This window comes from Janthinobacterium saanense (genome assembly GCF_014200675.1).
Lineage (GTDB): Bacteria > Pseudomonadota > Gammaproteobacteria > Burkholderiales > Burkholderiaceae_D > Janthinobacterium.
This window is the reverse complement of sequence record NZ_JACHCI010000002.1, coordinates 331,578-353,592: the sequence shown is the minus strand read 5'-3', so window position 1 is coordinate 353,592 and position 22,015 is coordinate 331,578. Positions and strand designations below refer to the sequence as shown.

Annotated in this window: 21 protein-coding genes; 5 read left to right on the top strand and 16 right to left on the bottom strand. The window is 58.5% G+C overall.

What is annotated here, in order from left to right; translation table 11 throughout:
• Positions 1-67: 67 nt before the first annotated feature.
• Entirely contained in the window at positions 68-511 is a 444-nt protein-coding gene (gene cadR / locus HDE72_RS04475) for a Cd(II)/Pb(II)-responsive transcriptional regulator (protein ID WP_183737516.1), read from the top strand.
• Positions 512-572: 61 nt separating this feature from the next.
• Here the strand turns inward: cadR and HDE72_RS04470 are convergent, their stop codons facing one another.
• The 5 genes from HDE72_RS04470 to HDE72_RS04450 form a co-directional block, all read right to left on the bottom strand.
• Positions 573-953 (bottom strand): hypothetical protein, encoded by a 381-nt coding sequence (locus tag HDE72_RS04470; protein WP_183737515.1) that lies wholly within the window; start codon positions 951-953, stop codon positions 573-575.
• Positions 954-1,065: 112 nt separating this feature from the next.
• Entirely contained in the window at positions 1,066-1,623 is a 558-nt protein-coding gene (locus tag HDE72_RS04465) for a DUF4142 domain-containing protein (RefSeq protein WP_183737514.1), read from the bottom strand.
• Between the two features lie 100 nt (positions 1,624-1,723).
• A complete protein-coding gene (locus HDE72_RS04460) occupies positions 1,724-2,413 on the bottom strand; it encodes an SMI1/KNR4 family protein (protein WP_183737513.1) in 690 nt (229 codons plus the stop codon).
• Positions 2,414-2,462: 49 nt separating this feature from the next.
• On the bottom strand, positions 2,463-3,767 hold the full coding sequence (locus HDE72_RS04455) for an NRAMP family divalent metal transporter (protein ID WP_183737512.1): 1,305 nt from the start codon (positions 3,765-3,767) through the stop codon (positions 2,463-2,465).
• A 3-nt stretch (positions 3,768-3,770) separates the two neighbouring features.
• Positions 3,771-4,901, bottom strand: a complete 1,131-nt coding sequence (locus tag HDE72_RS04450) for a catalase family protein (RefSeq protein WP_183737511.1) — start codon at positions 4,899-4,901, stop codon at positions 3,771-3,773.
• A 187-nt stretch (positions 4,902-5,088) separates the two neighbouring features.
• On the opposite strand from HDE72_RS04450, the gene HDE72_RS04445 reads away from it, so the two are divergent.
• Positions 5,089-5,649, top strand: coding sequence for a TetR/AcrR family transcriptional regulator (locus HDE72_RS04445; protein WP_183737510.1), 561 nt, complete (start codon positions 5,089-5,091; stop codon positions 5,647-5,649).
• A gap of 6 nt (positions 5,650-5,655) precedes the next feature.
• Here the strand turns inward: HDE72_RS04445 and HDE72_RS04440 are convergent, their stop codons facing one another.
• Complete coding sequence (locus tag HDE72_RS04440) at positions 5,656-6,441, bottom strand: class I SAM-dependent methyltransferase (protein WP_183737509.1); 786 nt, start codon at positions 6,439-6,441, stop codon at positions 5,656-5,658.
• A 33-nt stretch (positions 6,442-6,474) separates the two neighbouring features.
• Positions 6,475-7,371 carry a LysR substrate-binding domain-containing protein gene (locus tag HDE72_RS04435; RefSeq protein ID WP_183737508.1) on the bottom strand — a complete coding sequence of 299 codons (897 nt, stop codon included), beginning with the start codon at positions 7,369-7,371 and terminating at the stop codon, positions 6,475-6,477.
• Positions 7,372-7,471: 100 nt separating this feature from the next.
• Between HDE72_RS04435 and HDE72_RS04430 the strand changes: the two genes are divergently transcribed.
• Positions 7,472-8,908, top strand: a complete 1,437-nt coding sequence (locus HDE72_RS04430; RefSeq protein WP_183737507.1) for an amidase — start codon at positions 7,472-7,474, stop codon at positions 8,906-8,908.
• 6 nt (positions 8,909-8,914) lie between these two features.
• On the opposite strand, the gene HDE72_RS04425 is transcribed toward HDE72_RS04430, so the two are convergent.
• From HDE72_RS04425 to HDE72_RS04415, 3 genes are all read right to left on the bottom strand, one after another.
• A complete protein-coding gene (locus HDE72_RS04425) occupies positions 8,915-9,331 on the bottom strand; it encodes a DUF2061 domain-containing protein (RefSeq protein ID WP_183737506.1) in 417 nt (138 codons plus the stop codon).
• Between the two features lie 203 nt (positions 9,332-9,534).
• Complete coding sequence (locus tag HDE72_RS04420) at positions 9,535-10,917, bottom strand: chitinase (RefSeq protein ID WP_260176487.1); 1,383 nt, start codon at positions 10,915-10,917, stop codon at positions 9,535-9,537.
• Between the two features lie 359 nt (positions 10,918-11,276).
• Positions 11,277-12,203 carry a LysR substrate-binding domain-containing protein gene (locus HDE72_RS04415; RefSeq protein ID WP_183737505.1) on the bottom strand — a complete coding sequence of 309 codons (927 nt, stop codon included), beginning with the start codon at positions 12,201-12,203 and terminating at the stop codon, positions 11,277-11,279.
• 123 nt (positions 12,204-12,326) lie between these two features.
• Here HDE72_RS04415 and HDE72_RS04410 point away from each other — a divergent pair, with 123 nt between their 5' ends.
• Positions 12,327-13,484: an epoxide hydrolase family protein gene (locus HDE72_RS04410; RefSeq protein ID WP_183737504.1), complete on the top strand. Its 1,158-nt coding sequence runs from the start codon at positions 12,327-12,329 to the stop codon at positions 13,482-13,484.
• Between the two features lie 829 nt (positions 13,485-14,313).
• Here the strand turns inward: HDE72_RS04410 and HDE72_RS04405 are convergent.
• From HDE72_RS04405 to HDE72_RS04390, 4 genes are read right to left on the bottom strand one after another with little or no spacing between them, the layout of a single operon-like run.
• Positions 14,314-15,324 (bottom strand): Gfo/Idh/MocA family protein, encoded by a 1,011-nt coding sequence (locus HDE72_RS04405; RefSeq protein ID WP_183737503.1) that lies wholly within the window; start codon positions 15,322-15,324, stop codon positions 14,314-14,316.
• A 5-nt stretch (positions 15,325-15,329) separates the two neighbouring features.
• On the bottom strand, positions 15,330-16,322 hold the full coding sequence (locus HDE72_RS04400; protein WP_183759308.1) for a fatty acid desaturase: 993 nt from the start codon (positions 16,320-16,322) through the stop codon (positions 15,330-15,332).
• Positions 16,294-17,115, bottom strand: a complete 822-nt coding sequence (locus HDE72_RS04395) for a CDP-alcohol phosphatidyltransferase family protein (RefSeq protein ID WP_183737501.1) — start codon at positions 17,113-17,115, stop codon at positions 16,294-16,296. Before HDE72_RS04395 ends, HDE72_RS04400 begins: the two co-directional genes overlap by 29 nt.
• Positions 17,073-17,978, bottom strand: coding sequence for a hypothetical protein (locus HDE72_RS04390; protein WP_183737500.1), 906 nt, complete (start codon positions 17,976-17,978; stop codon positions 17,073-17,075). The genes HDE72_RS04395 and HDE72_RS04390 overlap by 43 nt, the downstream gene beginning before the upstream one ends.
• A gap of 652 nt (positions 17,979-18,630) precedes the next feature.
• Here HDE72_RS04390 and HDE72_RS04385 point away from each other — a divergent pair.
• Complete coding sequence (locus tag HDE72_RS04385; RefSeq protein ID WP_260176486.1) at positions 18,631-19,512, top strand: lectin OAA family protein; 882 nt, start codon at positions 18,631-18,633, stop codon at positions 19,510-19,512.
• Between the two features lie 149 nt (positions 19,513-19,661).
• On the opposite strand, the gene HDE72_RS04380 is transcribed toward HDE72_RS04385, so the two are convergent.
• Positions 19,662-20,855: an MFS transporter gene (locus HDE72_RS04380; RefSeq protein WP_221291153.1), complete on the bottom strand. Its 1,194-nt coding sequence runs from the start codon at positions 20,853-20,855 to the stop codon at positions 19,662-19,664.
• On the bottom strand, positions 20,852-21,889 hold the full coding sequence (locus HDE72_RS04375; protein WP_183737499.1) for a zinc-dependent alcohol dehydrogenase family protein: 1,038 nt from the start codon (positions 21,887-21,889) through the stop codon (positions 20,852-20,854). The genes HDE72_RS04380 and HDE72_RS04375 overlap by 4 nt, the downstream gene beginning before the upstream one ends.
• Between the last annotated feature and the right edge of the window lie 126 nt (positions 21,890-22,015).

Below are 22,015 nucleotides of genomic sequence, written 5' to 3'. Positions count from 1 at the left end.
ATTAGAAACCCTGTAGTGGCTACAGGGTCAAGCAGAATTTGCACGAAAGCATAAAGAAGGGAAGACCATGCGTATCGGAGAACTGGCCAAACGCACAGATTGCGATGTAGAAACTGTGCGCTACTATGAAAAAGCAGGCTTGCTGCAAGAGCCCGGCCGCAACAGTGCCGGCTATCGTGAATACCAGGACGAGCACCAGGAACGGCTGCAATTCATCCGCCATTGCCGTTCCCTGCAAATCGGCTTGACCGATATCCGCGCCTTGCTGGAATTCAAGAACAATCCGGCCGATGGCTGCCAGAGCGTCAATTTGTTACTCGATCACCACATCGAGCGTATCGCCGAACAAATGGCGAATTTGCAAACGCTGCAACAACAACTGGTAACCCTGCGCCACCAATGCGACCAGCCGCAAGCCTCGCAAGACTGCGCCATCCTGCAAAACCTGTCGGAAGCGGCCAGCGGACATGACTGCGCTTGCCATACAGAACCTGTCGACGTAAGGCACTAAGCACAACAGTAACAACGCCTCACAAAACCGACGCGCGGCAGGTTTGGTGAGGCTTCCCCAGTCAGGCGCATTGCGGCAGGGTCCAGCCTTCATACCCCATATCGGTCGGATAAATCGCCCGGTGATTACCCCAGCGAGCGTAGTCCTGGATGCCGTCTTCGTGCATGTCCAGCACCCATTCCGTGCTTTCCAGCAATTTACCTGCTTTGTCATACACGCGGAAGAAGGATGCCGTGCTGAGGGCGCGCACGACGTTGTTCGGCAGGCCGTTGCCGTAGTGCGGGATATAGGTCTTGATCACGCAATTGCCGTTATCGCTCCATTTTTGTGCATAAACGGTGGCGTTGCGCGCCGCGCTCAGCTTGATGAATACCCAGCCGGTCAGCATGATGGTGAGCAGGATGAGGGCCGCGATCAGGCCGGTCTTCTTGAGTAGCTGCATGAGGTCATGGCGTTGCTAAAAACAAAGGTGCCGCATTGTATGCCAGGAGTGGAAATACTTGCCGTACGGCACGAACAGGCGCCTACAGCAGCTATTTCCACGCTTACTTTGCTTATTTAGCTAAGGACTCGTGCAAGGTATTGGCCATGTCCAGATGATGTTGCAGGGCAGGCAGTGTTTTGGCAGCAAAGGCCTTGATCTCCGGGTCCGTCGCTTTCTGGCTGGCGTCCGTGAACAGTTTCACGGCATCCTTGTGCGCCGCCACGCCGATCTTGTCCACATATTCCTGATCAAACTGTTTGCCGGCTAGCGTATTGAGCTTGGTCAGCTCGGATTTGTGCCGCGCGCCGGGCTGGTCGCTGACGTCGATCTGCTTGCTGCTGGCCAGCTGTTTCAGTTCGTCAGCCACCTTGCTGTGGTCAGTCACCATGGAATCGGCGAATTTCTTGACGTCCGCATTGGCGCTTTTGCCTTGCGCAATCTTGCTCGCGGCAATTTCCGTGCTGCCCGCATCGGCCGCCTTGCTGAGGAAAGTGCGGTCATAAGCGCCAGGCGCGGCAGCAGCGATGCTGTTGATGGCCATGCCGCTCAGCAAGGCCACGGCTGCGCCGAGGGCGACGTTTTTCAGGGAAAGAGCGCGGGTACTGCTGCTGGTGGTGATAATAGCCATGGGATATCCTTTCTGGGGTGGTTTTTTATGCAATCTGATGCCTATGTTAAGCCAGCAGATTGCGCACACCCATAGGACGTCTACGGTCTTTTGCGTAGGACTAGTCTTGTTCGTCAGCGCACAATTGAACCTGCTTGAGTGCCAGCAAGGCGCAGATACCCGCATCCTGGCGCCAGTTGGGCAAGCCGATGTCCAGCCATTCCCTGGTCGCTTCCAGGTGCGACGGTTCGGATGCATTGTGTTCCAGTTCGTCGAGCACGGTTTCGCGGTCGATATACAGGCTGTCGAGCCAGGCGTCGAAGGAGGGCGCCAGTGGGATAAAGCCGTGGGCGCGCCGCCCGGTCCAGTCTGGTAACTCTTGCACATAGGCCAGCACGCGGCCGCCGCCTTCCGGCGTCAAGTCCAGGTACACCATGGAATTGCCGCCATCGCGGGCAAACGGCAGGATTTTTACCGGCATGGCCGTGTGCTTGCGCGCTGCGCGGATTTCGCCCACGAAAGTTTCATCGCAAAAATCGCCTTCGTCAGCATTGAAAAAAGTGTTGAAGGCCATGTGTTCCACGCCGCCCTCGCCATCGGGCACATCGCAGGTGTAATCGATGTAAGCGCCATTGGCCACTTGCAAAAATGCCAGGAAGGCGGGCGGCAACGGTGCTTCCAGCAAGCTTTCGATGGCTGCAATCTGCTCTGCCGTCGGTGCGGCTTGCGCTTCGGCGATCGCCAGGTGACGATACGCGGTGTAATAGTGATAGACCTTCTTGTTGACGATCTTATGAATTAAGTTGCTCATTGATTATTTTATGAGCTGGCCGCCTGCATGGCGCGCTCGTTTTCTGCAGTCAAAACGCCATGGTAGCAAACATTGCAAGCACTGCGGCAGCCATTACCAGGGTGCATAGCCAGCCCAGCCAGCGCAAACGGCGTGAAATGACCAGGCTGCCCATCACGGCGCGGCGCGTGGCCATGGCCATCATGATGCCCATGATGGGCACGGAAATCACGCCATTGATGACGGCGCTCCAGTACAGGGCCTTGATCGGGTCGAGCGGCGTGAAGCACAGGGCCGCGCCCAGCAAGGTGGCCGTGACGATGATGGCATAGAATTTCTTGGCCGCCCTGGGCGCCAGTTCCAGGCTGTTTTTCCAATGAAAGGCGCCCGCCATGGCGTAGGCAGCCGAGCCGGCCAGCACGGGAATGGCCAGCAACCCCGTGCCGATGATGCCCAGGCTGAACAGGGCAAAGGCAAAGTTGCCGGCGATGGGGCGCAGCGCCTCGGCCGCCTGGGCCGAGGTGTCGATATGCGTGATGCCGTGCGCGCCCAGGGTCACGGCGGTGGTCAGCATGATGAAAAAAGCCACCAGATTGGAAAAGCCCATGCCGATGGCGGTGTCCATCTTGATGCGCCGAAATTGCCGCGGCGCCTGTTCAGGCTTGCGCCGCAAGGCCTGGGCCTGCGCATCGGCATGCAAGTCTTCCACCTCTTGCGATGCCTGCCAGAAAAACAGATAGGGACTGATGGTGGTGCCGAAGATGGCTACCACCATGGTGATGGCCGCTGTGGACCAGCTCAGATGGGGCCAGACGGTGCGCAGCAGCACTTCGCCCCAGGGAATATGCACGGTAAAGACGGTGGCGACATAGGCCAGCAAGCCCAGGGTCAGCCATTTCAGGATGCGTACGTACTTGCGGTACGGTATGAAAACCTGCAAGAGCAGCGACAACAAGCCGAAGGCCAGAGCATATAAATGTGTGGGGCCGCCCGCGATCAGGGCCATGGCGTCGCCCATGGCAGCCACGTCGGCAGCGATATTGATGACATTGGCCAACAACAGCAAGCCGACGATGGCATACAGCAGGGCAGGGGAGTATTGGCGGCGGATATTTGTCGCCAGGCCATGGCCGCTGACCCGGCCGATCTTGGCGCTGATCAGCTGTATGCCCAGCATCAGGGGAAAGGTCAGGAACAAGGTCCACAACATGCCGTAACCAAACTGGGCGCCGGCCTGGGAATAGGTGGCGATGCCGCTGGGGTCATCGTCGGCCGCGCCCGTAATCAGGCCCGGTCCCAGCTTGGCCAGCCAGGTTTCCGTCGGCTCGTCCTGCGTGTCGGCAACGATCGTGGTGATTTTATCCAGGCTGGACATGGCTTAGCTCGCCGGCCAGTCGTCCAGATGCGCCGGTTCCTGCACCAGATGCCCGGTGCGCTCGAAGCGGAAACGCGACGACATCCGGTAAGCGGCCTTGCGCACGCGCATGATGGAGCCCAGCGGCCGGTGCGCCAGCACGCCGTGCCAGGGGCTGAAAGCCATGCCGTCATCGACCAGGCGCGACAGCGCTTCGCTCCAGCCCGTTTGCGGCAAGGCCGTGATGCGCGCTACCGCAAAATACGGGCTGTCTTCCTCGGGCCAGACGACGGAAGCGTCTTCCAGCGGCATGGTGTCAATATTGCGGCACAGCTGCACGCGTACTTCCCAGGTGGCCGAGTGGCGCGCAAAAAAGTCCATCACGGCCAGGCGCAAGCCGTTAGGTTTGTCATGCAGGTCGACCAGCGCGCCTTTTAAGGCGGCCAGTTCGGGCGAGACGGGCGCGACCGACACCTTGGCCATGTACTGGCCATACAGGATGGGCGCCTGGCTATAGTAGGTATCGCCCAGGACATGGGTTTCGGGATGGCCGCCCAGGCTTTTCAAGGTGCCGCTTTCGCCGCCGGCTGCTTCCAGCGCTTTTTCCGCTCCTTGCAGCACGCTCGACAAGGCCTGTTTCAGGCGCGGTACCTTGTCAGTGGTGCTGGCCAGCAATTTGAGGCTGCCGAGAAATTTCTTGGCGGTCGGCGCCAGGAAGGCGGGGCCGTTGACGAGCACAAAATCTTGCGTGGTGGCATCGCGGTCAGTAGCATCAGTGTCCAGGCTGGACAGCTGCACGCCCGGCACGCCGATCAGCTTGATCGCCAGCCCGCGCGGGGTGGACACCTTGTCGTCGAGAATGTCGCCAGGAATGGTCGAGTAGCGCATGACCACCTCAAAGCGGCCGGGCTGGCCAAAAATGCCTTGCGCCAGCTCGGGCGCCAGGCCATCGAGCACATTGAGATGGCCGCGCAGCAAGCCATGGCTCTTGGCATGCACGCTGCGCGTGGCGTGGCCCGAGTCTTGATAGGTCGTGGCGGAAATGCCGTGCAGGGTCTGCAGCAGCTGCGCCTTGGTGTCTTGTTCGCCTTCCTCTTCGACCTCATAGCGGCTATCGTACGGTAGGGGCAATGCGAGCTTTGGAATGGCGGTCATGGCTTTTCCTGTGCGGTGGGAAGGTAGGCCATGATTGCCGCTAGCGCCATCGGCATCTGTTTGCCAGCGTACGCTGGCTAGAAATAAGTGAAACGATGTCGCAGGGATACTTAAGCCTGCGCTGCTCTTGAATAGCTGGGTAATCAAGGCTATGCTGCCTGTCCTCCATGTTGTTCTTATGAAGCTTATGCCCAGACTGACCAAAACTGAAATAGACGCCGAGATTATCGACCGTGCCGCGGGCCTGTTCGCCAAGCATGGTTTCGAGCATACGTCGCTACAACAGATTGCCGATGCCGTGAAGTACTCGAAAGCGGGCTTGCTGCACCATTATCCCAGCAAGAAGGCCATTTACGATCAAGTCCTGGTCACCTGCCTGGACCAGATGCGCGCGCTGCTGGTCAAGGTCGATGGCATTGCCGTTGGCCGCGAACGCGACCTGGCGGTGGTGGAAACGTCTGTACAGCTCAGCTTTGACTGGCCCGGCATCTCGGCCTTCACCAACCGGCTGGCGGACAATGGCGAAGGCACGACGCCGGAAATGACGCAGATGGGCATGATGATGTACGAAGCGCTGGGGATAGACCTGGCGGCGCTCAAGCTGGAACGCCTGATCCGCGTCACCAGCGCCTTTTCAGGCCTGGGCGTCTCAGCGATGATTGCCGCCCGGCTCGATTTCAAGCGCGAATGGCGGCCATCCATCGTCCAGGCGGCGATGGATGCACTGGGGCATGCCAAGGCCAGCTAATCACTTTCAGGTAATTTTCTCTGCTACGAAAGCAGCCGTCTGATAGGGAACAGTGACGACGTCGCCTTTTAAATCTTCCTCGGACTCGATCAGCGTACGTATCTGTTCCTCGATCACGTGGCGTTCATGCTCGGGCAAGGCGGCGATAAAGCTGGTCGAGCGCACGCGGTTGAGCAGCACGTCTTCGGCCGAACCCGAGTGGCCCAGCGCAAAATGCGTTTCCTGCAGCGGCCCGTAACCGGCATGGGGGAAGGCCTTGCGCCAGGCGCCCGTGTAGTAGCGCGGCGTATCGCCTTCGACCTGGTTGACGATGGCGTCCAGCCTGGCCACCCAGTCGACTCTGGGATCGCGCAAATTCCATATCAGGCCCAGCTTGCCGCCAGGTTTCAGCACGCGCAGGATTTCGTCCAGCGCCTCGGAAGTGGCAAACCAGTGGAAAGCCTGCGCGCATATCACGGCGTCGAGCGTAGCGTCGGCCAAGGGTATCGCGGTCGCCGTGCCCGCCAGCGCCTGTACTTGTGGATGAGCATCGGCCAGCTTGGCCAGCATTTGCGGCACCGGTTCGACCGCGATGACCGTGGCGCCCGTTTCCAGCAGGCGCGGCGTAAATTTGCCCGTGCCGGCGCCCAGGTCCAGCACAATCACGCCGGGCGCCAGGCCCAATGCAGTGCGCAGCCAGCCGGCCACTTCAGGCGGATAATCGGGCCGGCCCCGCACATAAGGGTCAGCCCCGGTGATATAGCCTTCGGCCGCTGCGTGGTGGACGTCCTTGTTGCCGGTGCTATCAGTCATGCCGCCTCCTGTTTGATGATCAGCATCAGCCTATCACAGGCGGGCCGCGATCTGCTCGCGCAGCCAGCGGTGCGCCGGGTCCAGGTGCATGCGCTCGTGCCACACCATGGCCATGTCGTAATCAGGGATGCTCACGGGCGGCTCCCAGGTGCGCAGGCCGCCCAGGGCATTTTTCAGCAGGCGCGAGGGCAGCATGGCCACCATGTCGGATGCGGCCAGCAAATGCGGCACGATCAGAAAGTGCGGCACGGACAGCACGACCTTGCGCTGCCGGCCCAGCTGTTCCAGCGTGGTGTCCACCGCCGTGCGATAGCCGCCGCCATTGGTCGATACCACGATGAATTCCAGCGCGCAGAATTGATCGAGGCTGGGTGGCGACTGCAGCAGCGGGTGATCGTGGCGGCCCGCCAGCACATAATGTTCGCGGAATAGCGGCCGATGGCGCAAGCCGGCAGGCGCTTCTTCCTGCGCCACAAAGCCCAGATCGATCTGACCATTTTCCAGCTGCTGCGCCATGCGCGCCGGCACCGCTTCATGCACGGCCATGCGCGACAACGGCGCTTGGGCTCGCAAGGCGGGCAGCATCGGCAGCAGGATTGCATACTCGGCGGCATCGGCGGCCGCCAGCTTCCATTCCACTTGCGCCTGTGCCGGGTCAAAGGCGGCCACCGGCAACAGCACTTGTTCCAGCTGGGCCAGCACGGCTTGCAGCGGCGCCAGCAATGCCAGCGCCCGCGCCGTGGGCAGCATGCCGCGCGGCCCTGGCAGCAGCAACGGATCCTCAAAGGCTACGCGTAACTTGCCCAGTTGCACGCTGACGGAGGGCTGGCTCAGGTGCAAGCGGGCGGCTGCCCGCGTCACATTACGCTCGATCAAGAGCGCATTGAGGGTCAGCAGCAAGTTCAAATCCAGCTTACGCAAATTGTCCATGGCTATACCGCGTATTTCAATTATTCATTTCTACTATGATAGCGCAAGGTCTACAGTAGTTCCTGTCGCGACACTTTCTTCATCTCACAGGAACAATCTGATGCAACTCCATGAATATACGCAATATGATGGGCTGGGACTGGCGCAACTGGTGCGCGACGGTGAAGTATGCCCAGGCGAATTGCAAGCTTTGGCGCTGCGCGCAGTGGCTGCCGTGAATCCCCAGATCAATGCCGTGGTTGAGCATTGGCCGGCAGAAACTTCCTTGCTCGACAAGAGCGCGCCGTTTGCCGGCGTGCCTTTTTTGATCAAGGATATTGCCGTCACCATGGCCGGAAAACGGGTGGAATATGGCAGCCGCCTGGCGGCAGGCCATGTCGCGCAGGCCGATTCTTGTCTGATGACGCAATTTCGCCAGGCTGGGCTAGTGACACTTGGGCGCACCAGCACGCCGGAAATGGCCTTTGCTACCACCACCGAACCCGTGTGGACCGGCGCCACGCGCAACCCGTGGAACCTGGCGCGCAGTGCGGGCGGCTCCAGCGGTGGTGCAGCAGCGGCCGTGGCGGCTGGCATCGTGCTGCTGGCCCATGCGACGGACGCGGCCGGTTCCATCCGCGTGCCAGCCGCGTCCACGGGCCTGTTCGGCTTGAAACCGAGCCGAGGGCGGGTTTCCAACGGGCCGGACATGGATGAGATTTTCAGTGGACTGGGCGTGCAACTGGGCTTGAGCCGCAGCGTGCGCGACAGTGCGGCCCTGCTCGACGCCGTGCAGGGCGCCATGCCGGGCGAGCCGTATGTGACGGCAGCGCCCGGCCACAGCTGGCTGTCGCAGGTGCGTCTGGAACCGGGCAAGCTGCGCATAGGCGTAATGACGGACGCCTGGAATGGCGCGCGCCCCGTGCCGGAAATCAGCGCCGCGCTGGACGGCACGGTGCAGCTGCTGGAAGGCTTGGGCCACCATGTGGCAGCAGCCAAGCCCGTGCTGGGCGTATCGTGGGAAGCGTTCGTGCTGGCCAATGCGCGCATCTGGTGCGCCAACCTGGTCGGCTGGATCGATGCCTTGGCGCAGCAGCATGGCCGCGCCGTGTCGCTCGACACGCTGGAAGCGGCGACGCTGGCATGCTATCGCTACGGCAGGACGGTCTCCGCCGTCGAATTCGTGGCCGCGCTGGACGTGCGCAACACGGTGACGCGCCACAGCGGCGCCTTTTTTGCTCAGTACGATGTATTGCTGACACCGACCATGCCGGAGTTACCGTGGCAACTGGGCCGTTATGCAGAAAACGAGGACAAGCTGGACGGCTTCGGCTGGACGGCGCGCCTGTTCGAACACTCGCCCTACACGCCGCTGGCCAATGTGGCCGGGTTGCCTGCCATGTCGGTCCCGCTGGCCATGTCATCGGATGGTTTGCCGATCGGCACGCAATTCATGGCGGGATATGGCGCCGATGGTCTGCTGCTGCGCCTGGCAAGACAACTGGAACGGGCGGCGCCGTGGAACGGACGCCGGCCGCAGGTGTGGGCCGGCAACTAATCAGGATCAGGCGGCGAGGGCGGCGCCACGGCTTTCCAGCCGGGTACGCAGCCTTTCCCACATGCGGTCGTGTATCGGCAGCGCAATCACATTGCAGATCGGCTCGACAATCGCCAGAAAACCGCCGAAGGCCATCGAACCTGTCGCCCAGTACAGCACGCCAAATGCGACGCTGATATGCAGCAAGGTCTGACTGATTTTTTCACCGGCCACGGCAGCCAGGCCAAAGCGTGTGCCGGCGTAGCGGTGGCGGATCGCGTGCCAGGCTTTTTCATGTTTGGGCAGCAGGGCGACGTTCAGGACAGGCTCGATAATGGCAGCCAGGCCACCGAGCGCCAAGGAACCCGTCAGCAAGTAGGCGAGGCCGAAGGCGATCGACATATGCGTAACAACCTGGCTAACTGTTTTGATGGCGGTGATCAAGGCTGACTCCTTTGTAAAACGTTGTAATCCTTGATTTAGATAGTAACGATTCGCATTTACAAAAGATAGTAAAATATTCCAAACGAATCAATAGGCACAGTCTATTAGTTGATTTACTTCAATAGACTTGTATTTCCAGGGCAGAAATAACAACGCCTGCATCTCCAACACAGAGATGCAGGCGTTATTACAGTATCAGCTGATTACGGCAGGGTCTTCAGCACGTTCTTGGCAGGAACGGAGAAGTTATAGCCGTCGTGGCGGTCCCAGTTGATCGACCACGTCATCACGCCGCGGAAGTCTGGACGCGCCTGGCTAGGGCTGATGGTGCCGCAGTTCAGCAGGCGCGTCAGGCAATTGAGGGCATTGGCGACGTCGGCATTGGTGGTGAAACCCGAGCCGGCCGAGCTGGGGCCTGACGGTACGCCAAAGGCGACCTGGTCCGGACGCAAGCCGGCGAAGGTATTGCCGCCATAGTTGAAGCCTTCGGTCAGCATGCGCGCCGTGGCCACCAGCTGGTTGGCCGAACCGGCCTTCAGGGCGCCCGATGCGTATGGCGTGTAGACATCGCCATTGTTGTAATACTGCGGGTGCAGCACGGTCAGCTCATTGCGCAAGGCATTGATGATGGGAATGTAAGCGCCCCAGATGCCGCCGTAGCTGGTATAGCCGCCTTCCACATACACCCATTCCGGCGCCATCGACAGGTAGAAATTGCTACCCACTTTGGCTTTCAGGTTTTTCACGGCGATCGGCAGATAGGTCTGGATAGGCGCGCCTTGCGTCACGCCGTTTTCCAGATCCAGGTCGATACCGTCAAAACCATATTTGCTGATGATGGCGTACAGGCTATTGGTGAAGTTGGTGGCTTCCGCCGTCGAACCGACGGACACGGAACCGTTTTGCCCGCCCAGCGACAGGATCACTTTCTTGCCCTTGGCCCGCTTGGCCGCCACGTCAGCAATGAATTGCGCTTCCGAGCCGGCCGATGGATCGATGGTCAGGCTGACATTGCCGTTACCGGCATTGTCGGCGAACGACACCACGATCACATCCCAGTCGTCGCTGACCTGGCTGATCGGGTAGGTATTGCCGCTAGGGTTGGAGAAATTATGCCAGTAGCCGATCAGCGCATGCTTGGCCAGGCCGCCAATCGGCGTTGGTGTCGGGGTCGGCGTCGGCGTTGGTGTTGGTGTAGGAGTCGGGGTCGGTGTTGGGGTAGGCGTTGGGGTCGGTGTTGGGGTGGGCGTCGGTGTCGGTGTCGGAGTAGGCGTTGGTGTTCCAGTGCCGCACTCGCCCGCCGAGGTCCAGGGTTGTCCCGTGCCCGTACCGCCGTTGCTGCTCGCTGGGTTATTACCTTGCGTCCACCAATTGGCGGTGTAATTGACGTTGTTGTAGCTGGCCTGGCCGCCGGCCGTATAAGCGGTGCCGCTGTTCCACGGTGTGAAGCAGGCGACCGCCGCATTGGTCACCGTGTCCGCCAGCAACTTGCTGGAAGCTGGCGCGTCCCCGTTGCCGCCACCGCAGGCGGTCAAACCGCCGCCCAGCAAGCCAACGATCAACGTGTTCATCACTGTTCTATTCATGTACTGCTCCTGGTTAGTTTTATTGTGCCGATCCGGATGAAATCCAGTGGAATTTCCAGATTGCAAGTGTTGCAGGTGGTAGTCAACTGGTTTTAAATTCTATTCAATATGAGAATACCAATTTTATAAAGCGTGGGGATAATAGCGTGAAAGATCAATACCAGTTCGTTCTGTAGAACATAGTGGTATTGCCCCAAAATAGGGCAGAGAAGGGCAGCGGATGCGGAGAAAATGCGCACCGAAAAAGAGCGGGAATGAAATTATCTTGCCTATAACAAAACACTGTTTCCCATATTGCCTTGCCGCTGCCCTGCCGCCCCATGGCCAGGCCGGGCAGGGCGGGGCAGACAAAGCGGATGTTATGGCGGGAGCAAGCCCCGTTCTGCAAGTTCAACTCTGGATAGCCGGACTTCTTCCAGCAGCCATGCGCGCAAGGCGGTCAATGGCGGCCAATCCTGTAGCGATGGCGGAAAGACAAGGAAGAAGCGCTGCGGGGATGGAATCGGCAGGACCACGCTGGTAAGTTGCACCAGCCGCCCATCGCGCAGCGCGTCGACCGTGTACAGACCTCGGGCCAGCACCAGTCCAATATCCTGTTCGGCCGCTTGCAGCATCAATCCACTGTCGGCGAATGTCGCCGCTGGCTGAGCTTCGCTGGCAATCCCGGCCAGTTGGAACCAGCTGGCCCATAGCTCTGGATCGCCAAGCAGGGACTCGCTGGCGATAGCCGCCGGCAAGTTGCCAGCCACCCGCTGCGCTGCCTCGCGGCAAGCCAGCACGCACAGGGGCAGATCAAGGTCGCATAGCGCTTCCGCACTCAGCCCGGCCCATGTGCCACTACCGGCGCGTATGCCCACATGCAAGCCTGTACGCTGCAAGTCCACGGTTTGCTGGGTAGTGTCGATTTGCAGCCGGATATCAGGGTGCAGCGATCGCCATCGCGCCAGACGCGGCAACAGCCAACGCTGCGCAAAAGAAGGCACCACGGTGATCCGCACCACCGTCCTGGCCTGGGCGTTAGCAATCGCCGCCGCCGCTTGCACCCCCTGTTCAATTTCGTTCAGCGCTGCCTCCACGCTACGCAGTAATAACTTGCCCGCATCGTTCAGCAGCACCCGGCGGCCCTGCCTGGCAAACACGGCAAAACCTAGCCGCTCCTCCAGCTTGTTGATTTGCTGGCTGATTGCGCTCGGCGTCAGATGGAGCAGGGCGGCTGCAGCGCGCATATTCTCCAACTCGGCGACAGCCTTGAAGGCGGGTAAGGATTGCAGAGGGATACGTGACATTGTTTAGTTTTTCTAATGAGCAGCACAGAATTTCTCGCTTCCATCCCACTAGTCGTGAAGCTATGCTTACCAGTGTACGCCAGACCGGCCAATGGCCGTTATGAATATGCTGAATTGGACATTATGAGCAAAGTGAAAGTTACGCCATGGCAATCGCCATTTGATCCATCATTTGCTGCCGAATTGCTGCAGCGTCTGCGGCGCACGCGCTGGTGCGATGCAGTGGCCGCAGACTGGAGTTATGGCATGTCAGCCAAGCCGCTGCGGGCCTTGGTCGATTATTGGAAGACGGGCTACGACTGGCAGAGGGCGGCGGCACGCATCAATTCGCTGCCGCACTTCCGTGCCACGATAGACGGCTTTGACGTGCATTTCCTGCATTTCAAGGGAAAAGGCCCATCGCCGCAAGCTTTGCTGCTGACCAATGGCTGGCCATCCAGCTTTGTCGAGTATGGCAAGCTCGCTTCCATGCTGGCCGATCCCGCCGCTTTTGGCGGCAGTGCCGAACTTGCGTTTGATGTCGTTATTCCTGCCCACCCAGGATTCGGTTATTCCAGCCGGCCATCGTCGCCCAATCAGATCCAGACGGTGGCGCTATTTCACCGCCTGATGAGCGAGGGACTGGGCTACAGCGACTATATGGTCTCCGGAACCGACCTCGGCGCCGGCGTCGGTACCCGCATGGCCCTGGCATATCCGGACGCGGTGCGCGGCCTGCATATTTCCGCCGTTGTCGATCCGCCGCTGGACGCAACAACGGCGCCGTTGACGGCCGAGGAAATCGCCTACCAGGCCAAGGTGCAACAATGGAGCGCGGATGAAGGCGCTTATCTGCACCTGCAAGCCACCCGGCCGCAAACCGTCGCTTACGCGCTGAACGACACACCGGTCGGTCTGGCCAGCTGGATCCTGGAGAAATTTCACTTCTGGAGCGATGCCGGCAGCGATCTATTCGAGGTTTTCCCGCCAGATATGCTGCTCGATAACCTGAATATTTACTGGGCTACCGAGACCATCGCGTCCTCCATGCGTTACTACTACGAAGCACGCCACCATCGCGCGCCGCTGCGTGCTGGCGATTACGTGAAGGTGCCAACGGCAGTTTGCATGTGGCCCAAGGATCTCGTAATCGCTCCAAAAACCTGGGCGCAGCGGTTTTACAAGGTGCAGCAATACACAGTACAGCCCCACGGCGGCCATTTTCCGGCATGGGAGCAGCCGCAGCTTTACGCGGAGGATTTGCGTTCGTTCCTGACTGGCTTGCGGGCGGCAGAGGGTTGACGCTCAGGTCGTGCGCTTATCATCACGGTGCAGAACGCGGGATAAGTCGGCCGATGGAATGCCCATAGCACAGCATGCAAGCTCTGTGAAGTTGCCGTGCCGTAGGGTAGGAAATCGCATATGCGACTTAGGAATCAAAGCAAGCAAGGATTTTTCATCCTATGGACAAAACTTCGCATAATTTATATTATGTAAAACCACGACCTAAGTTAGGGATGTTCATCAACACTGTCATCCCATCCGTAGTACGCCGACATCATTCTGGGGTGTTTTGCGACTACACCGTGGGGTTTTTGCGAAAACTGCAGAAAAGGTACCACTAGATGTCGCGCGGTTTCTCCGCTCTGCTCTGAGCTGCAGGACATTATGGTAGGGTCCGACTCAATCAGTACGAAGTGGTCCCATTCAAGATCACTTCGAAGCACCCAGTCACATTGGCCGCGTGGGCTGTAGACGTACCATAGACTGTTCGGGCCGACGCCCCGCTGTCCATAGGCCGCAGCAAGTTTGCCTCGAAATTGCGTACCGAGCCGTGGGCCGCGTGCGTTCCTAGATGTCGTCGCCATAACCTTGCCATAATGAAGTGGCGCGGCATGGGTCGACGCGCAGACTATCCCTAAGCATAGGCAACGATAGTGTTATTGCAAGGGTAAGCCTGCAGTATTTTTGCCTGTCTTCCCGTGAAGTTTCATATTGATGTCGCCAAACCGAAAAGGCGCAAAATCATGTCGCAGTTGAACGACATTAACACGGTGCGAATTTGAACACACTAGAGAGAACGATGGATGCGAGAGTAACCCCTCATTTATGTCGGCGTACTGAAAGAACCTCAAGAAAACGGCCGGAAATCTTGAAAAAGTTCTATGGAGCGCCCTTCCCGCGCCGACACGCTGATGGCTATAGCCACCTGCAAATCACGCAAGCAGTCCTCGGGCCCATTGCGGCAATGCGCATTCGTCCAAGCCGAATCGATGAATGCATGTGCTTGAGCAATAAACGCATCCTGTGCCTGGGAAAATTCAAATGTTTCGGCTTTTTCGCCACAAGCAATACGCAGCGAACCATTCTCCATTTCCGTTGGCTGCAGCTCCATCGTGCCTTCCGTGCCGACTATCGTAAGACCCCAAGCATCGCCGCTGCCGGATTTGACATAACCGGCCAGCATTGAACACATTACCTGCTGAGGAAACAGCAGATTGGCAACGCAAGTTTCCTCGCGAACATAATCGGCGGCTGTTTGCTTGATCCGATTGGCAAAGGCAGAGACACGCAGAGGTTCGCCAAATATCCACCGCAGCGGATTAATGAAGGCGTAGCTCATATGTGTCAACGGCATGCCACCGCTTGCCGCCTGGTCGTAGTACCAGCTTTCCGATTTGCCATTCCATAACGCAATGGATTGCACGGCAATAGGCTGGCCAATGCGTCCCGCGTGCAGCAATTCTTTCGCGGTTTCCCACACAGCCTTGTAACGAGCTTCGAAGCCGCACTCGAGCAGCACTCCGGCATGCCGTGCCGCGCCCAGTATCTTTTCGCCGCCCTGCACGGACACCGATAATGGGCCGCCGATCAAGGTAGGCAAACCCTGTCCGAGCGCCCACAACACCAGTTCGTCCTGCACCAGGTGCGGCACTTCAATCAAGACGGCGTCCGGCTTACAGTCCAGCAGGCGCCGATAATCGTCAAAGCAATGCGGGCAACCCAGTTCCGCCCCTATGGTTTTCGCGCTGGAAAGGCGGCGCGCGGCGATGCCCACGATGTGCGCGCGTCCGGTGGCGACAAACGCCCTAGCCCGGCGACGTGCCATAAAGCCTGCACCGATGATCGCCAGACGCAGCATGCCGCTCATGATGCCGACGGGGGCGTGGATGGCGATTGCGTTTGCAGCCGGACGGTATTGTGGAAGACCGACCATCGCGGGTCGAATATGAATTGGAACATCAATTGCAGGCGCGAAGGAAAACTGGCCTGACCGGCATAAAACTCGGGGGCGATACACCGCAGGCGCGGCAGACGGTTCCAGGGAATACTGGGGAAATCATGATGTTCGACGTGATAACCGAAATTGCATTCGAAAAGATTGGCCCAGCCCATAAAATTATTCGTCTCCTGTCCTTCGGCGATGACAAAATGCTCTTGCACTACGCGCGTTCCCAAGGGATGGAAGCCGAGCGAAAAATAGATCGATAGTCCAAGATATATCAATGCCTGCCAGCCCAGCAGCTGCAGGATCAGGAAATTCGCCGCGAACTGTATGGCGGCGTTGACCAGCATCCAGCCGCTCCAATAGGCTTTGCTAACCGGGAACTTATGCGTGCGCAGAGCCTGGAACACGGGAAAGAACGCCAACCAAACGGCCTTGCGCCAGGCGCTGTTGCCGACCCAAACTGCCTCAGCCTCGGTTGGCACGCCAACGTCGCGTTCATAATCGCCCAAAGCCCGATGGTGCCAGAGGTGATAACGGAAGAATGGCACGGCATTCCACATGAGCAGCGGTAGATTCGCGCAGCATGCAGCCAAATAGTTTCCGATACGCGCGCGCACTATCAGGAAATGGCCGGCATCGTGAATCATGGCAAACAAGGATGCGGCAACATAAGCGCCGACTACCCAGGCCAGAAGAAGAGCCTGCCACCATGCCGCTCGTTGTGCCAGCGACGCCAAACCCAGCTGAAAGCCTACGAGAGCGACAATCAACGGCAATGACCAGGGGTTGGGGCCAAACAGGCTGCGAATCTGCGGATAGCGGCGCAACATGTCCCTGCGCCGTTGTATATGCGGATCGCGCTGCTGTGTAAAGAAGAAAAGATCACGCATGTGGAGGATCGGCTTCCACATATTTCACCGCTAGGGAGTCCGGGCCTGCAAGGGTGCGGCGCAGGCTGATCAAGGTGAAATAAGCCAGCGGCAGCAAGTTAGCCGCCAGCAACCAATTCTCTTGCAGTTCCGGTTGCAGCAGCGCAATGCTGGCTGCGATCAATCCCAGCGCAACAAAAGCAAAAGAGAGCGACCGAAATTTTTTGACGCGAAAAGGATGCACGACTTTTATCGGCACGCAGGTTAATAAGCAGAACGTGAAAACAATCACTGCAGCTACCCAGGGCGATGGAGGAAAGCGATATATGATGAATACGGCAATATTCCAGAAAGCGGGAAAACCGACGAAGTAGCCGTCCTGGGTCTTGATGTCCAGGTTGCAGTAATGATGCAACGCAGTAACCATGATCGCGCTGGCTCCGACAAAGCGCAAGGATTCCGGCAAAATCAACGAGTGATACAGCACCAACGCCGGCACGATCACAAAGGTAAGGTAATCCACCAGTAGATCGAGCGTGCCGCCGTCGAAACGGGGCAGCACCGCTTTAATGTGTATCATGCGGGCAATCGGACCATCGATCGCATCCACCACCAGGGCCACCAACAGCCATCCAAACGCCGCCCGCCAATCGGCTTGCTCGACGGCCAGCAAGGCCAGCAGGCCGAACACGACGCCGCTGGCGGTGAAGGCATGTACTGACCAGGCGCACAGACGCATGCTCAGAGAAGCATGCGTCTCCTGCTGCGTATCCAAATTTGCAGGCGATTTATTCAACGCTGGGCCGATGTCAATTGCACTGTTTCCTCTATCCATGGCCGTGCATGTTCGGGCCAGAACTCGGCCGGCGCATATATTCTCTGCGTGGGATCAAAGATCCAGCCCAGTTGGGAATGGAAGTTACTGTCGGCGGAGAAAATGTCCGCGGTATCGAGCGGATCGCCAGGGTAGTTCTGCACAAACAGCTTTTTGCACTCGACAGGGTCGACTTCCTTGGGCCAGTGATGCTGGGTCGGATGCTGGATGATGGTATGTCGGTTGCTCCACAAACCGCGCGCGAGTTCCGCATCGGTATCGCGATTGACATATTCAAGGCGTGGCGTCTGCACGCGCACGCCAAAGGCGGCCAAGGCCGCGGCCAGCCCCAGTTCATCGCACAGGTCACCCGGCCAATGCACGTGATCTTCACGTGCCAGTTCGCCCAGTTTCCATTCGTCGATGATGCGTATCCAGGCATCGAGCCATGGAATACAGCTCTCGTCGGCCATGACGGTGCCTGAGTTGTACCAGATCCAGAATTTTTGCTCCGGCCAGCGTATTGACACCAGCGGCGCTTGCCATGAAGACGGAATCGGCGCGACGATACGGCACTCGACATCCATATATAGAACCGTTCCAAAATCTTCCACTCCTTGGCGGATGATGCGCGGATGGTTGCACCAGGCCTGCAGCAAGCTGGAATATTCCTGGTCTATTTCGTACAGGTGGCTGGGGTAGCCAAACCGTTCGCAATCGGACTGCAAATTTTTGAACATCGCTTTATAGGGACCGGAAGCCCAGGCGATACAGGTAAATTTGTGGGGGTGTTTTATACTCACGATTTTTATAGGCTCCCTAAATTCACAAAGCGCTTGCATTAAACCACGCAGATAGATCACCACATCAGGAAATTTCGCCAAGCATCTGATTCAGCACGGGCTGCTGCCGCTATAAGACGTGCATGCACCTGACTGACCTTAATATACACAGTATTCAGGAACGGGACTTGCGTGGAAAATTTATCTTGAATATTTCGTTGTTTTTTTACACTCGCTACAATTGGTTATATTCTCTGTTTTATTATTATGATTAAATCGCGTGCGAATAGTATCGCAGGGTTATGCGTTTCAAGTCGTGTAATTATGCACCCTCACGTAGCTATAGACGTGCCAGTATTGTCCAGGTCTCGTCCGTGCACGGAGCCGGCTCGGGAGAATAAATCAGCGTTTCCCTATCCAATGCAAAATCATGCCTATCATTAAAGTACCCAGAGTGTTGAGGTGCTTTATTAAGCTATACCTTCAAACACCATTTGGTAGCAAATATAGATCGCATTGTCCAATTGAATTTTCAATCATGGCCCACTACGCCTCTACTTCGCACTGCCGATTCCCCATTGAAAAATTATTTTTTAAATCATCCGATAGTTAATTTTTATTGTGACATTTCAATAGACTCAGCCGCAAAAAAAGGCAGACAATTGCGGCACTTCTAGCGTTGAGTGAGAAGAATTGTTCGGGACAGCGCCGCTCCGCTGTGTTGCGCGCAGAATTAATTGGCAAGGAATTGTGTATGCAGTTCGACAAACAATTCTTCGCGCTGAAAATTACTTTGGAGGCAATAATGTCAAAAACCAACAAATCCGTAAATAATCTCCATCATGTTAAAAATCAATGGGGCGGCAGCTCCGCGCCATGGAATGAAGGCGGCGTTTGGGTGATCGGCTGTCGCAACAACCAGAACGTCAGTGCCATTAACATCAACTCCGCCGATGGTGGCAAATCCTTTACTGGCGCGATGAAATACGCAGGTGAAGGCCAGATTGGCTTCCGCGCCACGCTGACGCAAAATAATACCTATCTCGTTGAAAACCAGTGGGGCGGCAACTCAGCTCCCTGGCACCCAGGCGGAACATGGATCATCGGTTGCCGTACCGGCCAGAATGTGGTTGCCATCAACGTTGAGTCTAGCGATGGCGGAAATAGCTTGGAAGGTACCATGACATACAGCGGCGAAGGTCCTATCGGATTCAAAAGCGAATTGGTCGACGGCGGTGTGTTTTCCGTTGAGAATCAATGGGGCGGCTCCTCCGCACCATGGCATCAAGGCGGCGAATGGGTAATTGGCGGCCGCGACCAAGGTGTGGCGGCTCTTGATATCATCTCAGATGACAATGGCAAGACTTTCAACGGCACCATGACCTATGTCGGCGAAGGCCCTATCGGCTTCCGCGCCGAGGCAGTGGCCGGCAACAATTATCAAGTGCAAAACCAATGGGGCGGCAATTCCGCCCCCTGGCATCAGGGCGGCGTCTGGCTCCTCGGCTGTCGTAGCGGCCAGAATGTCGTGGAAGTGCATATCACCTCTGGCGACGGTGGAAATAGCCTTAACGGCAGCATGACGTATAGCGGTGAGGGGGCAATTGGCTTCCGTGCAATCATCGAACCACAATAGGATCCACGGCGACCATCGCTCGTAAGCTATCGGACTGACTTGTTTTCAAATAAGTCAGTCCTTTCGTTCAACGTATGACGTCATGACTGAAGGCCGGGCGCCGCAGGCTTAAACGAAAACCCGTTTACAGACAATCCAGTCCACACTACTTAATGTACATGAACTGCACCTTCTGGCAATAATGGCGCCGGGTAGAGCAAAACTTTCGCGCCGATGGCAAGTACCGACAGCACGCAGAAAATCAGGCCGCACCAGACGATGCCCTGCAAGCCGAACGCATTGATGAAGATGCCGCCAATGGCGGAACCCAGCACCACGCCGCCGTTACCCGCCGAGACGAACAGGCTGGTCGCGAACTCGGGTGCTTCGCGTGCTTCAGAAGTCAGCCAGACCTGGCTTATCAACATGCCACTGGTGTGGGTCGCTCCCCACAGTACGGCGATGACGGCCATGCTGCCCAGGTTGGCGCTACCGCACGCCAGCAGCACCAGATACGCCAATCCCAGCGCGACGGGATGGAGCAGCGTGGTGGCTACCATATTGCGGCCGAGCAGCCGCCCTGCCAGCAAATTACCGGAAACACCGCCAATGCCGAAGATCAGCAGAACCAGGCTGGTCGTGGTGGCGTCCATGCCCGTGGCGCTCTTGAGATATTGCGCCGCATAGCTGTACACGCAGAACATGGCAGTAAACACCAGCACCGTGGCGACAATGTTGAGCCAGAGCGCAGGTTTGCGCAGCACCGCCAGTTGACGCCCGAAACTCAGCGCCACCGGACGTCCCTGCCCTGGCAGCATCAGCATCAGGCCTATGCCAGCGATCACCGTGGCTGCAGAGCAAAACAGGAACGACGCCTCATACGAGATATGCGCCGCCACCCAGGTCGTGGCCGGCACGCCAAGCACCAGGCCGAAGCTTGTGCCGACAAAAGCTTGCGCCATGGCATGCGCCGCCCGCTCCTTCGGATAAAGCGAGGCCGCCGCCGTGAACGCTGCCGAGAAGAACACCGGGTGCAACAGCGCTGGCACGATGCGCAGCGCCATCAGGCTGGAGAAGTTCGGAGCATAGGCCGACAGCGCACTGCAGACGGCAAAGCCGAACAGTGCGCCCACCAGCACCTTCTTGCGGTCATAGCGAGACGATATCAATACCAGGAATGGTCCCAGGATAGCGATGATGAGCGCAAATACGCCCATCAGCATGCCCGCTTCCGATATTGTGACACCGTACCGTTCTACAATGACAGGAAGGATGCCGACTACGCCAAACTCCAGCGTATACAAGCCGAATAGCCCAAGCATGATGGCCGGCATCGCTGCGGCGGAAGGAATTTTGCTGGTCATTTTTCGGAGACTTGCACCACGATCTTGCCAAACGCGCCGCGTTGCAGATGCGCGAATGCCGCCGGCACTTGCGAGAATGCATAGGAGGCGTCGATCACCGGACGAATACCCAGCAGATCGACCGCGCGCACCAGGTCTTCCAGCGCGCGGCGCGGACCGACGGCGATGCCGACGATCGAGGCGCGGCTGCCCAGTACCGGCAGGATCGGCAGCGTGAAGGTATCGGCGTCGAGCAGGCCGATGATGGAAATGCGGCCACCCTGCCTTACCGCCTGCAGCGAGCGTGCAACGTTTTCTCCGCCCGTCATTTCCAGGATGTGGTCAGCGCCGCGCCCGCCAGTCAAGGCCAGCACTTCCTGGTGCCAGTCCGGCGTGGCGTTGCGGTTAATGCCGTGATGGGCGCCCAGGGCGATGGCGCGCGCGATCTTCTCATCGCTGCCGCTGGTGATGATCACGCGGGCGCCGTGGGCTGCGGCCAGCTGGACGGCAAACAGGGAAACGCCGCCAGTGCCCTGCACCACCACCGTCTGGCCGGCGTGCAGCTTGCCCAGTTCAAGCAGCGCCATCCATGCGGTCAGCGCCGCCACCGGCAGCGTGCTGGCCTCGGCGGCGCTCAATGTACGCGGCGCATGCACATACCATTCGGCCGAATCGGCCACATACTGCGACATCACGCCTGACAGCGGACCGCCGCGGGTGGGCGCCTCCGACCATGACAGCGGCACGCCATCGATCCAGCCCGGCATATACGCAGACAGCACGCGGTCGCCAACGGCGAAGCGGGTCACGCCGGCGCCCACCGCCACGACGCGGCCAGCCATGTCGGAAGCCGGCGTGAACGGGAACACCAGGGGATTGCCCATGCCGTTGTCGACCACTTCGGCGTCGCGATAGTTGAGCGACACGGCTTCGGTCGCGATAATAATTTCGCCAGCCTTGGGCTGCGGCAGAGGCTGTTCGCGCAGTGCGAGCTGGTCCAGGCCCAGCGAAGGAATTTCCCAGCGTTGATACATGGTTGGAAGCGTGACGTTCATGATTTGCCTGTTCAGTTGGTTAAAGAGGGTTATATCGTAGGAGTTAAGCGGATCCGGAGTAAGTGGGGTGCGATGCCGTTATTTGCGGAGCCGGTTCTCCGCAATGCAGCGAAGGGAAAACATCTT

Coding starts and splice junctions, on each gene's coding strand:
- HDE72_RS04375 (WP_183737499.1), bottom strand. CDS start 21,889: ATGAACGTCACGCTTCCAACCATGTATCAACGCTGGGAAATTCCTTCG.
- HDE72_RS04415 (WP_183737505.1), bottom strand. CDS start 12,203: ATGTCACGTATCCCTCTGCAATCCTTACCCGCCTTCAAGGCTGTCGCC.
- HDE72_RS04380 (WP_221291153.1), bottom strand. CDS start 20,855: ATGACCAGCAAAATTCCTTCCGCCGCAGCGATGCCGGCCATCATGCTT.
- HDE72_RS04470 (WP_183737515.1), bottom strand. CDS start 953: ATGCAGCTACTCAAGAAGACCGGCCTGATCGCGGCCCTCATCCTGCTC.
- HDE72_RS04445 (WP_183737510.1), top strand. CDS start 5,089: ATGCCCAGACTGACCAAAACTGAAATAGACGCCGAGATTATCGACCGT.
- HDE72_RS04385 (WP_260176486.1), top strand. CDS start 18,631: ATGCAGTTCGACAAACAATTCTTCGCGCTGAAAATTACTTTGGAGGCA.
- HDE72_RS04410 (WP_183737504.1), top strand. CDS start 12,327: ATGAGCAAAGTGAAAGTTACGCCATGGCAATCGCCATTTGATCCATCA.
- HDE72_RS04430 (WP_183737507.1), top strand. CDS start 7,472: ATGCAACTCCATGAATATACGCAATATGATGGGCTGGGACTGGCGCAA.
- HDE72_RS04400 (WP_183759308.1), bottom strand. CDS start 16,322: ATGTGGAAGCCGATCCTCCACATGCGTGATCTTTTCTTCTTTACACAG.
- HDE72_RS04460 (WP_183737513.1), bottom strand. CDS start 2,413: ATGAGCAACTTAATTCATAAGATCGTCAACAAGAAGGTCTATCACTAT.
- HDE72_RS04395 (WP_183737501.1), bottom strand. CDS start 17,115: ATGGATAGAGGAAACAGTGCAATTGACATCGGCCCAGCGTTGAATAAA.
- HDE72_RS04465 (WP_183737514.1), bottom strand. CDS start 1,623: ATGGCTATTATCACCACCAGCAGCAGTACCCGCGCTCTTTCCCTGAAA.
- HDE72_RS04455 (WP_183737512.1), bottom strand. CDS start 3,767: ATGTCCAGCCTGGATAAAATCACCACGATCGTTGCCGACACGCAGGAC.
- HDE72_RS04450 (WP_183737511.1), bottom strand. CDS start 4,901: ATGACCGCCATTCCAAAGCTCGCATTGCCCCTACCGTACGATAGCCGC.
- HDE72_RS04440 (WP_183737509.1), bottom strand. CDS start 6,441: ATGACTGATAGCACCGGCAACAAGGACGTCCACCACGCAGCGGCCGAA.
- HDE72_RS04435 (WP_183737508.1), bottom strand. CDS start 7,371: ATGGACAATTTGCGTAAGCTGGATTTGAACTTGCTGCTGACCCTCAAT.
- HDE72_RS04405 (WP_183737503.1), bottom strand. CDS start 15,324: ATGCTGCGTCTGGCGATCATCGGTGCAGGCTTTATGGCACGTCGCCGG.
- HDE72_RS04420 (WP_260176487.1), bottom strand. CDS start 10,917: ATGAATAGAACAGTGATGAACACGTTGATCGTTGGCTTGCTGGGCGGC.
- cadR (WP_183737516.1), top strand. CDS start 68: ATGCGTATCGGAGAACTGGCCAAACGCACAGATTGCGATGTAGAAACT.